Raw genomic sequence first — 14,205 nt, forward strand, 5'->3', positions numbered from 1 at the left:
AATATCTAAAATTGATTTATTTTACAAAAATTTTAATTTTTTTACTTTTTGAAAAATAAAAAAATGTTAAATTAAATAACATTTTTTAAAAAAACTGTATAACTAACTTTTTAAACATATAAATCTTCTTTTGAAAAGATAATTTTTTTATATAAATAATTATTGATGAAATCCCTAAATAAAATATTGGTATAAAAATATTTAACCAAATATTATCTTTAAGTTTATATTCTTTAATTATTCATCAATAATTATTTTCATCAAGTTCTTGTGTTTTTATAAATTCTGAAGAAAAAAATAGTGGATTTATAATTAAATTATCTAAACATAAATAGCTAAAAATTTTAAAATTTATATAATTATTTTCTGAAATATCTCCCCCATTTGTCTTATACATGTAATAAAAAAATCAAGTTATTAAAATATAAGAAATAATTATTGTATAAATTATTATTGAAATAAAATTTTGTTTTTTTATTAAAAGAACAGCAATAAAAATTAAAATAGAAGTTAAAAATATATTAAAAATGATAAATTGTAAACAATATCAAAATAATCTGAAAAAATATTTATTTGCGTCTGTTGCAAATGCACGAAATATTAATATAATAAAGAAAATTAAAGAAGATAATATAATATTTAGAATAATTATAGCCAAACTTTTCATAATTATAAGTTTTTCTCTAGAAATTGAAAGACATAATCATGAAACAATTTTTCCACTTTTTATTTCAGAAATAAATATTTTATTAATAAAAATAACTGAGGAAATTGCTAAAAATGCTATTGTAGGACCTGCAAATAAAAAATTTGAAAGTAATGTAGAATAATTATTTGATACATATTCTGATTGAAAAATTCATTCAACATTTGGATCTCCTAATGGGGAGAAAGACATATCTATTTTGCCAATATATGGTCCACCTAAATGTTTTTCAATAGTTATTTTGTAATCTAAAAACATATAAATTGAAATTAAACCAATTGTATAAATCGTTGTTATTATTAAAAAGTATACTAAAATTTTTCAGTACATTTTAAAATGAGATAGTAAAATTTTATTATCATTTTTTAATTTTATAAAAATTTTCATTTTATTTATATAGACTTAAAAAGTCCTGCTCCAATTGATTTACATTTTTATTATTAATCTCAATTTTTTTTATTATTTTTCCATATTTTAAAAAGCCCACAAAATTAAATAATTTTGCAACTTCTTCAAAAATATGTGAACATAATAAAACAGCTGTTCCTAATTTTACTAAATCTTGAATTACTTCATTAAAAACATTTTGCATTAAAGGATCTAAACCACTTGTGGGTTCATCTAAAATTAAAATTTTTGGCTTGTTCATTAAAGCAGCAATTATGGCAATTTTTTGTTTTTGTCCTTTAGACATTTTTTTAACTTTTATTTTTAATATATCTTTTAAATCAAATTTTAAGATTAATTCTTCAATATATTGATTTTCATTAATTTTTTTATATTGTTTCATAAAATTCAAGTATTTTTCTCCTGTCATCTCATCAAATAAAATGATTTCACCAGCTACATATTCAGTTTCCTCCATTATTAATTTTGAATTATTCCAAGAAATAATTTCATTTAACTTAATTTCACCTTCAGTTGGTTTAATAAAGTCCATAATTTGCCTTATTAATGTAGTTTTTCCAGCTCCATTTGGACCAAGAATTCCATAGATATTAGATTTTTTTACATTTATATTTATATTTTCATTAATAATTTTATTATTTATAATTTTTGAGACTTCTCTAATTTTTATCATAAATTCATTTACTCCCTTATTTTGCAATAAGTTTTACAGCAGAAATATATCTTTGAACATTTAAGGTGCATAACTTAAAGGTAGGAAATGAAAAAGACATTTTTTTCATCAATTGTTAATTTAATTATTCCATAATTCTAGTCAAAATAAAACAAAAATTACAAATTTAATAAATTTGCATAAATAATATAATTAAATTAGAAAGGAGGCATTATTATGTTTTATAAGTTAAAGAGTCAAACATGACCAGATAATTATTCAACAGGTATTGAAGGAGTTATTATAAATGTTGCTCATATTATGAGAGCCTACAAAGTTGATTTTCAATATATTATTGTATTTCAAGATAATAGTAAAATTTCTCTAATGTACAATGATTCAAAAAATGATATAAAAGAAATTGAAAAATTAATGAATATCACTAAATAAATAAATTATTATTAAGTTTATATGCTTTTAGATTGATTAGCTTTCCTATTAAACGAATTTTTTAATAATCCATTAACTTCAATATAATAACCAATTGAAATTTTTTTATATTTATTTCATAATTCTAAATCTTCAAAAATTAGATCTATTCATTGATTATTGTCAAAAATAATCTTAATTTTTCTAATTAATCATTCACCAGAACCGTTAGCATTTTTACCAGAGCGTTCTTCTGGGTTTGAATAGACTTGTCCTGATAAATGAATTAAATTGTTTTTAACTATATCTTTATTCATTATTATCACCGTTAAATTTTTCAACTGTTAAATTTTTAATGGTATTTGATTGAGTATTAATTATCTTTAATAAGGTTTCCATTTCTTTTTATATCTTTTGACTTTTTCCTTTATATAATTTTTTTAAACGTAACTCTATTTCTAACTGATTGCATTTATTACAAACTTTCAAAACTTTACTTTTATTAATTAAATATCTAGTATGTGGAAAATAACTAAATTCTCTACTACAGCTTGTATTTTGACATTTATTTTTCATTTTAAATTACCTCTATATTTCTATAAAAGTATAAAAAATAACATTCTTTCCAGAGCCCGCTCAGGTTAGACGCACTTTGCACTATAAAAAGAACAAAGTGCAATTCTTTCGGTCACCACGCAACGGCCAGCATGCATGTGAGTATCATTTACATTTTCTACCCCAAAAACCTTTCACAAGGAATCTCACTTATGCAACTCATAAGAGTTTAGACTGCCATTTTTTGTTAATATCTAATAATTAGGTACAACAAAAAATCTACCTCTATCCATTAAAATTGGATAGCCGTACTTCAAGCGCAACCCTGAAGTTACCCCGCCTTTTATAGATGCGGTCTCTAATGGTTCACGTATACCACATAACCGGAGAACAATTTTTTAAAGAGTCACCCCAGAACATAAGCCGCCTCTAGCCATCCTTCATTTTAATGAGGATTAATTTAATTCACTCTCTTATGAGCTTTACTTTAACGTATATTTATTATACCTTCTTTTTTTGCTGATCCATAATAGTAGATAATAATTGCATCCACTTCATGCTCATTAATGCGTTTGGAGCACCAAAATCAACCCCCAGCACGACCAACTTTAAATATGAGTCCCTCAATTGATTTTTTATTATTTTGAATTTTATCTTTAAAGTTTTTAATCATAAATGAATTAATTTTAAATATGTTTTTATATTTAATTTCAATAGCACCTATTAACTTTGAATATGAAACCATATCTGTATTAGCTACATTATTTTGTAAGGGTCTCATTTCTTCAAAAATAATACATTCATTAATTGATGGGTATAGACCTCTAATTTTTTGTATGAATTTAAAATGTTCTTTTCACTCTTTACTAAAAAAAGTATGAATATTAAAACCATCAAAAATTGAGGTTGTACCAGTTCCAGAAATATCGATTCCTAAATAGTAACTATTAATATAAATCAACTCCCATACTTTTTGGCCTTCTTTGAAATTTAAATTCAATAGCCTCAAATGGAATTTCTAGATCTAGCATTTCATACACTTCATATAAATTATTTTTTAATCAAATTAGACATTCTTTAACTTTACTGCAAACAGGTAATTCAAATTTAATAATTTCTTCTCATTCTAATTGATAAGAACTGAATTCTTCAATTTTGTATAAAAGTCTAAATTCTTTAGAACCTCTAGAAAAACTCATATATTTAAATTCTATTCTCGCATGCATATTAAAATCTCTTTCCAATATTTATACGAAGTGTTTATTTGGTTTTACAAAAGAACAAAAAAAGACGAATTTATCGTCTTTTTTCTATTTTCCTACCTCTTTGTTATACGCCCGAACATTTATATATTTTCTAGTTAAACTTGCATTTCTAAAATTAAATGATACATTATATTTTACTACTAGTCTTCCTGCATCTGATCAATATAAACCTATATTTATCATTGCTAATTTTGGATAATTTGCATCTTCATCTGTATGAATAAATACAAATGAACCTATTTGTTTTCCATAAAATCCAGTGTCTGAAGGATAATTTCAACCCACTTTTAAATAACTTTCTTGTTTTTGACTTGGTGTTGTCAAGATTGGTTTATTATAATCACTAATATATTTTAAATCTGTGAAAAAATTTAAATAACCATTAAAAAAAATTATAAGAATTTCCTTCTGATTCATAAATTCCAACTAAAAATATTACTTTTACTTCAACAGAAGTATAATTTTGATTTATAAAATTCATATTACCAATTAAATTTGTATTCAAATAAACATCTCCTGTTCTAAAGTCTCCTTTTGTACTACTTCCTCAGCTTGAATAGCCCCCTTCAGTAAAACCTTCATTTGTTGGACTGTTAATAATAACATTGCTTTGTAGTTTATTTGTAATTGGACTTTCATTCAAATTATTTTTTGTTTGAATATTAGTCATTGATAATAAACTACTTTGAAAAATACACACTAATGATAAAATAGATATTCTTTTCATTTTATCCCCTTCTTTTGTAGTTACTTAAATTTGTAACTACAAATATTATACTTTTGCAAAAAAAAATATTTTAAAAATGCTAAATTCCTTTTAAAATATAAAAAATCTATATATTTAAAAATACATAGATTTTGAATTTTTCTAATGAATTATATATATTATATATTTTTATTGTGCTGCTGTTACTGTAACTGTAAAAGTAACATCTTGGGCACCAGTATAACTTACTGTTATTTCTGAATCACCAGCTGCAACACCTGTAATTTCAATTTTATTATTTTCTTTTATAGCAACTGTTGCATTAGCAATTGTTGCTGAAGTTGCACTAATTTCTACTCCATCAACAGGATGTGCAATTTCTACAGTAACTTCAATTTTTTCACCAGCAACAACTGTTTTGTTTTCAATTGGTGATATAACTGGTGCTTCTGCTTCTGCTTCTGCTTTAACAGTTACTATGAATTTTACACTTGTTGCACCTTCATAACTTACTGTTATTTCTGAATCACCAGCTGCAACACCTGTAATTTCAATTTTATTATTTTCTTTTATAGCAACTGTTGCATTAGCAATTGTTGCTGAAGTTGCACTAATTTCTACTCCATCAACAGGATGTGCAATTTCTACAGTAACTTCAATTTTTTCACCAATAACAACTGTTTTGTTTTCAATTGGTGATATAACTGGTGCTTCTGCTTCTGCTTCTGCTTCAACAGTTACTATGAATTTTACACTTGTTGCACCTTCATAACTTACTGTTATTTCTGAATCACCAGCTGCAACACCTGTAATTTCAATTTTATTATTTTCTTTTATAGCAACTGTTGCATTAGCAATTGTTGCTGATTCTGCTTTAAGTTCCACTCCTTCAACAGGATTTGTAATAGTTACATCAACTTCCAATTTTTTACCAATAACAACATTTTGATCTTGAATTGCTGATATAATAGGAGTTTTTGAATCATTTTCTTTTAGTTTAACAACTGAAACACCTTTTTTAACACTATCTGTATTTTTAACAAATTCATTTTTAGCTGTTCCTGCTTTTGTTGCATAAACTTCAATATCAAATGATAATTCAGCTACTTTTTTTGAAGTTTGACCAATTTTTAAGATTAAACTATCTGATTTTAATCCTGATAAACTTTCTGCATCTTTAACAACGTTTCCATCTTTAACAACAAATTTTGAAAATGTAGCATCAATAATATCTTGTGCTGTTGTTGTTCCTTCAATTCATGAGTCATTTCCTTTAGAAATAAACTCTTTAACATCATTTACTAATTTTTCAGCTGCGCTAACTTCTTTGTCACCACATGCAACAACAGTTGCGCTGGTTGTTGCAACTAAACCAGTTGCAGCTAATAATCCTAATAATTTTTTCATTTTTTCTCCTTTATTTTTTTGAATAACCCGACTTTAAGTCTATATATATTTTAATATGTACTACTAAGGTTAATTTATTTTAATCAAAATGAAAAAAAATTTAGTAAATAAAAAATAATATATATTTATAAATATATTATTTTTTACATTTTAAAAATAATTTTAGTTAATTTTGTTAAAATCAATTAAAACACTTGGAGAGTTATTTCTAATTTTTCAAGTTGTTATTAATAACGAAATAAAATATAAAAGAAAAATTAATATTCCAGCAGTTAAAGGAGCCCATCAAGTAATCCCAAAAGAAATAATCCCAATAAAGTTAATTATAATTTTAACGGATGTATAAATTGCAAGATAACTAAATGAAGCTCCAATTAAAAATGAGAAAAATGAAGTAAGAATTAATAAACCAAATATACATAAGAAAATTTCCTTATTTGAATATCCAAAATTTTTCATAACAATCATAAATGTTCTATATTGACTAACATATAAATCACTTATTAAAATAATTGTTAATATCATAATTGGAATATTTATTAATTCAGGTTTTACAAAAATCATATAATCAATAATAAGTATCATTTACCTTATTTCTTTTTGCAACAAATCTATCAACTGTATTTACTCCTGCAACTTTACCAAAATTAGATGCTACACCTTTAACAACATTTTTAGTAGTTGCTCCCATACTTGCTCAACCTTTTCTTGAAAATAAACCTCCAGCAAATGCAACACCACTTGTTGCACTTCTTGTAACTTTTCCAATAACACTTGGAAAACCACTCCTTTTTTGTTTTATATTTTGAGCAGCTGCAACATTTTGTTTTCCTCCTTCAATTGAACCATCTGGGTCCGAAGCAGAAAAGTTTTGTATTTTATCAGTAGCTTTATTTAATGCATTGGTTGCAGCATTTGAACCTTTAGATTTAAATAAAGCCATCATTCCAGCTCCTCCAGCAGCTCATCCAAGTTCTTTCATTCCGGCTCCAAATATGCATTTACCGTGTTTTTGCACTTAAAAGAGCATTTTGACCTTCACTATGTGTTACACCTTCTCCACCAGTAAAACTAGCTATAATTTGAGGAGCAACAAGTGCAAATGTTGATACACCAAAAATTACAACAATTAGTAAAAACATTTTTGTTGAAAATTAAAATTTATTAATTGATTTTGAAATAAATAACATTAAGAAATTAATCATTACTATGTAACTTAAAATATTTCCTATACTCACCAAAGCTTTAGCAATAATCATGTATTTTCATTGTTTCATTCTTATACCATGATCATTTACCATTCATGCAGCAACAAGTGGTCCAATTAAAAATAATAAAAATAACTCAATACTTTTTTGAACAATTGCCATACACAACATTATCAAAGTATAAAGTAAAAATGCAACTGCCAATATTTCTACAACTATATTATAGTTTCTAATATTTCCAGGAACTGCATAATCACTAGGTATATTTTCAAAATCCCCTTTTCAATCAGGGTCACCCATTTTATATAACAAATCTGCTAAATTGGCATTTTTTAAACCAAAAGCTAATTGAAAAGCTTTTTGTAAAAATTCGATTAAAAATGTTAATCCATAAAAAAAACAATTGGTATAAAAAATATAAACACTATTGCAAGTGCAGTTGATTTTAAAGATTTTACAATTCTTGTTTTTCAATCTAAATCTTCATTAAAAGTATTCGTATAGCAATAGTTAAAACTAATCCTAAAGTTAATGAATAAATTTTAATTACATTATCAATTTTTTTAATCATAAAAAGCCTCCAAACTATTTTAAAAAAATTTTTATTAAAATAATTTAATTTTATCATAATAAAAATTTTTAATAAATTAATTTTATACTCACTAAATACTCTTATTTTTTTATTTTATTTACTTATAAATTAAAATTCTAATTCTGAATTAACTACTTTAGAATTATTATAGTTTTCAATTTTTAATATTTGTTTTGAATATAAAATATTTGTCAAATAATTTAGACCACACCCTAAACCAACAGGTGCAAATACAACTGCAATTAATTCCACAGAAAATACTCCTCATCCTACAACATATGGATCTATTTGTGGATAAGGAAATGGTTTGTATGCACCCATTTCTCTATCATCTGGATAATAATTTATTAACATTGCAGCTCTAGTTAAGATATATACAGTATAAGTACCAATTAAAAGTATATTAAATCAACTATATTTTTTAAAATAAGTTTTATTGTTAACAATTCCTTTTGGAATTATAAAATAAAATACAATAACCAAAATTGGTGTTAACACATGTTCAAAAACTGATTTAAAAATATTATATCAAGTGTCAAAACCAGTCATCCCACTTCAATTTTTAGTGACACTAGATATTATTAATTGTGAATTATATATTAAAAAAGTAACAATATTTATTACAACAAGTCTAGTTAAATTATTTTTTCCTGAAATTCACTTTGGCATATTATTATAATTGATACTAATTCAATTTGTAATTCCATAAGCAGATGTTGCTAATGCACTTCAAACAGATAAATAAAGTGATTGAGAAATTAATGCATAATCAAAATTTACTGTATATTCTCCATCTTTTCCAGGTCCATATTTTGGTTGAATTGTTGTGAAAAATAAATCCAATAATACACATAAAATAGGAACTAGAGCAAATCAAATTAAAAAAGTCTTTTCAATTTTCTTTTGATTATGATTATTTTGTTTCAGAAAAAAATACATTTTAAATCCCCTTTACTATTATTTAATGATTATAACTTTTATGGTATAAAAAAACTTTTTAAAAAAGTGATATATTTTACTTTTAAATAAAATATATTACTTCAAGTTAAGTTATTTTATTCTGACAAAACTGGTTCATCCATTTGTTTATTTATTTCCATTTGGGGACCTGAATTTAATTCAGCAGGTGCACATAGAATTAAAATACCACCAATTAGTCCACTAAATAAGATTCCTAAAACGCCTAGTGCAACTTTTAAATTTGTTGATTTATTTTTTAATGCTTTTACAAACAAAATTAAAGTAACTAAAGTCCCTATCATAAATGATCCAAGGAAAAGAATAACTATAATAGTTGCTATTACAAATTCAATTCCTTGTTTAATTCCTAATAAAATTATTATTAGTGCATAAAGTAAGAAAAAGCCTAAACTTAAAGAAGACAAAACAACAGTTATGATTACTCCAACTTTAAATAAACCTTCAAATTCTGTTTTATTTTTTTCCATATTTTACTCCTTTTTATTAGTATACAAGTTTTTAATAAAATAATAAATAAAACTAAAAATTTTGGGTGTATAACTTAAAGGTAGGGAATAGAAAATGCGATTTTTTCATTCAATTGTACTTTTATTATACATTTTTTAACATTTAAACAAAACAAAAATTACAAATTTTTTAGATTTGTTTGTCATTTATTAAATTACATATTATTAAAAGATTAAATTATTGTTCAATTTATATGCTCTTTCATTGAGCATATTTTTTAATACGGTTAATGAATATACTTTACTTCCATAACCCAACGCAGACTTTACAAGCCTTGAAACATCTGATTCAGCCGATACTCCAATATTTCATTTTGCACCTTGATTGATTATTCCTACCCTATTATTTTTAAAGTATTTAAAGACTTCTTTTGGGGCCTCAATTTCTAGTAATTCTATTAGATCATCCTAATTACCTGAATAAAATAAATCTATGGCGATTTTAAATAATTCTTTACCTTGATATTTACCACTAAACAAAAATAGCTTTCTAAATTCTCTAACAGCATGAAATCTATCTAAAATATAGTTAGCTCCCATAAACGAAGCTAATTCCTTAATTCAAGTAGTGCCATCTCCTCCAACTACCAATTTAGCATTTTCAAAGTTTTCATAGAAATTGCATCCTAATTCATAAATTCTTATAGCTAGTTCTTCAGTTGTTAACTTTTCATCTTTTCCCATAAAAAATGTAGTTCTTTTATCTTTTAATTTTCTACGCTTTTTATGAATTGTTTTAATATCAAAACCTGTGCAAAAAGAAATTACTCTTATTTGAGTATCCTTATTTCTTTTTAATTTTCTTCATTTATATTTATTTTTAAATCTATCAACATTAACAAATGCATCATCAACAAAAATATATACTCTTTGTTTATCAACTAAATTAACTTTCCTCTCAACTTTATTTCTTTTATCTTGATTTTCTATAGATTTAAAGATTCTTGAAATAGTCATTGGTGATAATTGAGCTTCAGGAAACATTTCAATAATATCTCTATAACGTTTACCAGTACCTAATTGTTCTTTGATTAATTCAATTAAATTTGAATCCAGTTTAGATCACTTCTTTAATTTTAATTCTTCATCAATTAGTGCTGTATATTTTCATTTTTTATTTATATAATGTTTATAGATATGTCTATCGAATGTTAAATTTCCAAACTCTGTCGTAATTGTTCTGGATTTGACTTTAACGAGGATGTATTTTTTTTTGTCTCTATTTTCAAGAAGTTCCATGTCTCTAGTCTCTATTTCTTCCTTTCTTTTGTTTAATAAATATTTATATTCTTCCTTACGATTAAATAACATATTATTTCCTCCTTTTTAAATAATTATATTATTTAATTAAATAAAAAATAGAGCATAAGCTCTATTCAAATTTAGTATTAACTTTTATACCTTCAACTCATGCATTTTTAGGTTGATCTTTATCATGGCTAATTTTTATATCCCCTAATACTATTAACATATTTTTTGAAATCTCAAAAAAATTGTCAGTTTTTCATCGTTCACCAGTTCTTGCAATTGAAAAATCATTTATAGATAATTCTAATCATTCTGGCCAATTACCTTGATTAAATTGCTCTAAATTTTTATTATAATTTTTTTTATAATAACTTCACCCATGACCAGTTTCATCTTTTAAAACATCATATTCTTTATTAAAATAAACAATAGATATTTCTAATTTATCAAATTCTTGTTTCTTTTTATCAAATTCTTGTTCAATATAATTGTCTTTGGTTTCTTGTTTAAATTTATTAAAAATTATTTCTTTTTGTTCATCAAGTTCTATAAAAACATCTTTTAATAAAGTTACTAATTGTTTTACTTTTTCATTATTACTATTTTTAATTTTTTCTTGCAATTGTCTCATTATTTCAACTGAAACTTCATAATCCATAACTGTTCCATTTAGTTGTGCACCATTTGGTTCATTATTTCAAAATCAACCATCAAATCCCATTTTCAATGCCATTTCTATTAAAACATCAACAACTAAATATTTTCCTGTTGAATCTTTTTCAATAAAACCTTCAATTAATGGTTTTGTTAACCCATAATAACCATCTAAAAAAATATTTCCTAAAACTTTAGTTCCATTTAAATGAGCTTTTTAACTTGATTTTTTGCTGGTGGAACTATTATTCCTTCATCAATTGCACCAGCTCATGAAATTAAAATATCATTATATTGATAGTTATTAAAACTTCTTTCATAAGTTCTTTTTTTGTCAATAATAGTATTTTCTTTTGAAGTTGATTCTATAATTGTTGTCATATTTGCTTCAAGTGCTTTACTACTTTGACGATCAATTCATTTTTGAGCAACTTTTTCTTTATTTTGAAGTGGAATTCTTGAAGTATTATATTTTGCATCTAAATCATCTTCATATTTTCAATCCACAATTTTATTTTTTACATCATAAAGTTCTATTTTATTTATTTTCTTAAAATTAGATACAAAATTTCCATTTGGTAAAAACTTATTATTTAATGAAACTCCTGTTGCAACTTGTTTTTGTATTTCCATTTTTGTTTTAAAAGAAGTATTAAAATTATTTAAATCTAAATAACTCCCTCTTGACTCAATATCAATTTTTCCTAAATCTTCAATTTTATTTTCTGTTTTTGAAATTGGTACATTTCACTTATCAAGATAACCATTAAAATATGGTTCCTCATTTGTTCAATTTCAATTTGCTATTTTTGATAAATCAGTACCAAAATTATTACCCACACCACACGCAACAACAGAAATTGAAGGCGCAAAAAAAAATATTGATAATGTTATTCTCAATATTTTTTTCATCTTTTATTCCCACGATATGTAAATATATTATTTAAAAAAAAATTAATTTTCAAGTAGTTAGATAGAATATTTTTTTAATAAAAAAAAGAAATCTTTAAAAGTTTCTTTCTTCTTTAAAAATTAATTTTCTTTTCTATTTAAAATAATATTATTTTTATTTTCTATTGTAGTTTCAAATTCAGGTAATTTTAAAGGATTAATATCTGTTGCTATTGTATTAAATTGAGCAGTTGCTCCAACATAACTAACTTTTGAAGTATTTTCACCTTTTCAAAATTTATCCATTGTTAATTCACCATCTGACTTATACATTCCCACTTGAATTTCATTTTTAAATACTTTATCTCTAACTGAACCTCCTGGTTCAGCACTTTCGATTGTGTTAAAATTATGGTTATCTTTATCGCCTAATAATTTTGCAATTTGTGCAATTATTAAATTTTGACGATTATAGACTTGACCATCTTTATAATATTCAACTTCTTCTTCACCTGAAATTCATTTCTCATAATCTGTTTCAGTATATGCTTTTTCATTTGAAGGCATATAACCTGTTCAAATTGCCAATTTTGCCATATTATCTTTATTCATTAAAAAATGAGTAAATTCTTTTGTTACATTTGTTTTTTCCTCAGTAGTACTTTTAAATGAACCAAACCCTGCACCTTGTTGCATAATATGAGAACCACCTTTTTGAGTACTTTGTGCTAAAACTAAAATATCTGTTGGTTTAACAGCAACATCACTATTCACAGTTTTTCCAATATTTGCTTCAGGTGTTCATCATAAAAATGATTGTGAATTAGAACCTGATGCCATTAACATTGTTCCTTGTGAAAAATAATTAAATGAATAAATTTTACTTCCTGTATCTCTATTTGAAACAAATAAAGTTCCAGTTTCATCTAATTTTGATATATCTGAATTTAATGAACCAGTTGTTTTGTTATTATTATTTTCAATTAATCTCAATTCTTCCAATCAATCAACTGTTTCTTTTACACTTTCAGAACCACTTTGGTTATTTACATATAATTGATCATTATAATAATTATACAAAAATTTTTTATTTTCAGATGTAACTTTAATTCTTTCTTCACCAAGATTATTTGCATAATTTGAATATACTTTATTATCCATTGAATCAATTCCTAAAGCAAAAGCTTTTGCATATTCATTTTGTTCATTTTTTGCATTTTTTGTTTGTAAATTTTTAAAGTCTTTTGCAAGTTGAGCAACATTTGTATTAAGTTGTAAAATTTTTCTTAATGCATTTACACTATTTGCTTTTGCAATATCATTATATAATTCCTTATTTTCTGACACTACTATTTGACCATCAACAAATAAATCAGAAGATACAATTTTAATATCTTCTCCCTTTTCATCTTTTATTCCTAATTCATTTTTCATAAAAACTCCATTTGAGTCATAATTAGTTCCTGGATCTTTAAAAATATCTACCATTTCTTTTAATAATCTTAAATTTAAAGATGATGTATCAAAAGATTTTAAAACAGGTAAAACATACATACCCCCAGCAATAACACCTTCATCTAAAAATGTTTCTTGATATGGTGTAAATATTGAGTCATTTGGTAAATAACCTGCTTCTTTAACATCGACAACTTTTTCAGGTGCAAAAGCTTTATATTTTGCCAATACATCTGCATAAGTTATATATAAATCAGGTAAAACTTCATTTGCTTGAATTGAATTCATAATTTGTCCATCACCCCAAATTTGTAGTTCAACCTTAACATCAGAATCATTATAATTATTATTAAAGTCATCAATTACATTTTTATACGCATCAGAAATAGTTTGTGTTGTTCATTCATCAAGCATAAAAATTACTTTATTATCACTATCATTTTCACATGCAACAATTGTTGTTGTTGCTGAAACAACAAGTGTTGCAGAACTTAATAAACTTAATAGTCTTTTCATATACTTTTCTCCATTTAATTTAAATA

19 protein-coding genes and 1 pseudogene are annotated in these 14,205 nt (G+C 24.3%); 1 reads left to right on the plus strand and 19 read right to left on the minus strand.

The features are described 5' to 3' along the window. Positions 1-85: 85 nt before the first annotated feature. Positions 86-1,093: a hypothetical protein gene (locus tag STAIW_RS03230; RefSeq protein ID WP_020834419.1), complete on the minus strand. Its 1,008-nt coding sequence runs from the start codon at positions 1,091-1,093 to the stop codon at positions 86-88. Between the two features lies 1 nt (position 1,094). Then, a complete protein-coding gene (locus STAIW_RS03235; protein ID WP_020834420.1) occupies positions 1,095-1,787 on the minus strand; it encodes an ABC transporter ATP-binding protein in 693 nt (230 codons plus the stop codon). A gap of 216 nt (positions 1,788-2,003) precedes the next feature. Here STAIW_RS03235 and STAIW_RS03240 point away from each other — a divergent pair, with 216 nt between their 5' ends. Further along, entirely contained in the window at positions 2,004-2,216 is a 213-nt protein-coding gene (locus STAIW_RS03240; protein ID WP_020834421.1) for a hypothetical protein, read from the plus strand. 17 nt (positions 2,217-2,233) lie between these two features. Here STAIW_RS03240 and STAIW_RS03245 read toward each other — a convergent pair whose 3' ends face one another. The 17 genes and pseudogenes from STAIW_RS03245 to STAIW_RS03315 form a co-directional block, all read right to left on the minus strand. Further along, positions 2,234-2,512: a hypothetical protein gene (locus tag STAIW_RS03245; protein WP_020834422.1), complete on the minus strand. Its 279-nt coding sequence runs from the start codon at positions 2,510-2,512 to the stop codon at positions 2,234-2,236. A 725-nt stretch (positions 2,513-3,237) separates the two neighbouring features. Further along, positions 3,238-3,711: a hypothetical protein gene (locus STAIW_RS03250; protein WP_041618857.1), complete on the minus strand. Its 474-nt coding sequence runs from the start codon at positions 3,709-3,711 to the stop codon at positions 3,238-3,240. Continuing rightward, entirely contained in the window at positions 3,698-3,976 is a 279-nt protein-coding gene (locus STAIW_RS03255) for a hypothetical protein (protein WP_020834425.1), read from the minus strand. The genes STAIW_RS03250 and STAIW_RS03255 overlap by 14 nt, the downstream gene beginning before the upstream one ends. Before the next feature lie 84 nt (positions 3,977-4,060). Continuing rightward, the gene (locus STAIW_RS03260) at positions 4,061-4,432 is read right to left on the minus strand and encodes a hypothetical protein (RefSeq protein ID WP_020834426.1); all 372 of its coding nucleotides are present in this window, start codon (positions 4,430-4,432) and stop codon (positions 4,061-4,063) included. Next, positions 4,398-4,742: a hypothetical protein gene (locus tag STAIW_RS03265; RefSeq protein ID WP_020834427.1), complete on the minus strand. Its 345-nt coding sequence runs from the start codon at positions 4,740-4,742 to the stop codon at positions 4,398-4,400. The genes STAIW_RS03260 and STAIW_RS03265 overlap by 35 nt, the downstream gene beginning before the upstream one ends. A gap of 168 nt (positions 4,743-4,910) precedes the next feature. After that, a complete protein-coding gene (locus tag STAIW_RS03270; protein ID WP_020834428.1) occupies positions 4,911-6,128 on the minus strand; it encodes a lipoprotein in 1,218 nt (405 codons plus the stop codon). Positions 6,129-6,290: 162 nt separating this feature from the next. Further along, a complete protein-coding gene (locus STAIW_RS03275) occupies positions 6,291-6,653 on the minus strand; it encodes an ABC transporter permease (protein WP_020834429.1) in 363 nt (120 codons plus the stop codon). Further along, positions 6,613-7,110 (minus strand): hypothetical protein, encoded by a 498-nt coding sequence (locus STAIW_RS03280; RefSeq protein WP_020834430.1) that lies wholly within the window; start codon positions 7,108-7,110, stop codon positions 6,613-6,615. The genes STAIW_RS03275 and STAIW_RS03280 overlap by 41 nt, the downstream gene beginning before the upstream one ends. 19 nt (positions 7,111-7,129) lie before the next feature. Then, a complete protein-coding gene (locus STAIW_RS06210) occupies positions 7,130-7,270 on the minus strand; it encodes a hypothetical protein (protein WP_020834431.1) in 141 nt (46 codons plus the stop codon). A 12-nt stretch (positions 7,271-7,282) separates the two neighbouring features. After that, positions 7,283-7,636 (minus strand): Mbov_0396 family ICE element transmembrane protein, encoded by a 354-nt coding sequence (locus STAIW_RS03285; protein ID WP_020834432.1) that lies wholly within the window; start codon positions 7,634-7,636, stop codon positions 7,283-7,285. Positions 7,637-8,036: 400 nt separating this feature from the next. Then, a complete protein-coding gene (locus STAIW_RS03290) occupies positions 8,037-8,867 on the minus strand; it encodes a hypothetical protein (protein WP_020834434.1) in 831 nt (276 codons plus the stop codon). A gap of 116 nt (positions 8,868-8,983) precedes the next feature. Continuing rightward, positions 8,984-9,376 carry a hypothetical protein gene (locus STAIW_RS03295; RefSeq protein ID WP_020834435.1) on the minus strand — a complete coding sequence of 131 codons (393 nt, stop codon included), beginning with the start codon at positions 9,374-9,376 and terminating at the stop codon, positions 8,984-8,986. Positions 9,377-9,823: 447 nt separating this feature from the next. After that, a complete protein-coding gene (locus STAIW_RS03300; RefSeq protein ID WP_020834436.1) occupies positions 9,824-10,726 on the minus strand; it encodes an Mbov_0401 family ICE element transposase-like protein in 903 nt (300 codons plus the stop codon). 61 nt (positions 10,727-10,787) lie between these two features. Next, positions 10,788-11,396, minus strand: a complete 609-nt coding sequence (locus STAIW_RS03305) for a hypothetical protein (protein WP_020834437.1) — start codon at positions 11,394-11,396, stop codon at positions 10,788-10,790. Between the two features lie 33 nt (positions 11,397-11,429). Beyond that, positions 11,430-11,525 (minus strand): annotated as a pseudogene (locus STAIW_RS06830) (hypothetical protein); the annotation flags it as partial. Continuing rightward, positions 11,522-12,229: a hypothetical protein gene (locus tag STAIW_RS03310; protein ID WP_041618860.1), complete on the minus strand. Its 708-nt coding sequence runs from the start codon at positions 12,227-12,229 to the stop codon at positions 11,522-11,524. The pseudogene STAIW_RS06830 and the gene STAIW_RS03310, both read right to left, overlap by 4 nt. A 120-nt stretch (positions 12,230-12,349) precedes the next feature. Continuing rightward, entirely contained in the window at positions 12,350-14,179 is a 1,830-nt protein-coding gene (locus tag STAIW_RS03315) for an extracellular solute-binding protein (RefSeq protein ID WP_020834438.1), read from the minus strand. Positions 14,180-14,205 lie beyond the last annotated feature (26 nt).

Source organism: Spiroplasma taiwanense CT-1 (assembly GCF_000439435.1).
GTDB classification, from domain to species: domain Bacteria; phylum Bacillota_I; class Bacilli_A; order Mycoplasmatales; family Mycoplasmataceae; genus Spiroplasma_A; species Spiroplasma_A taiwanense.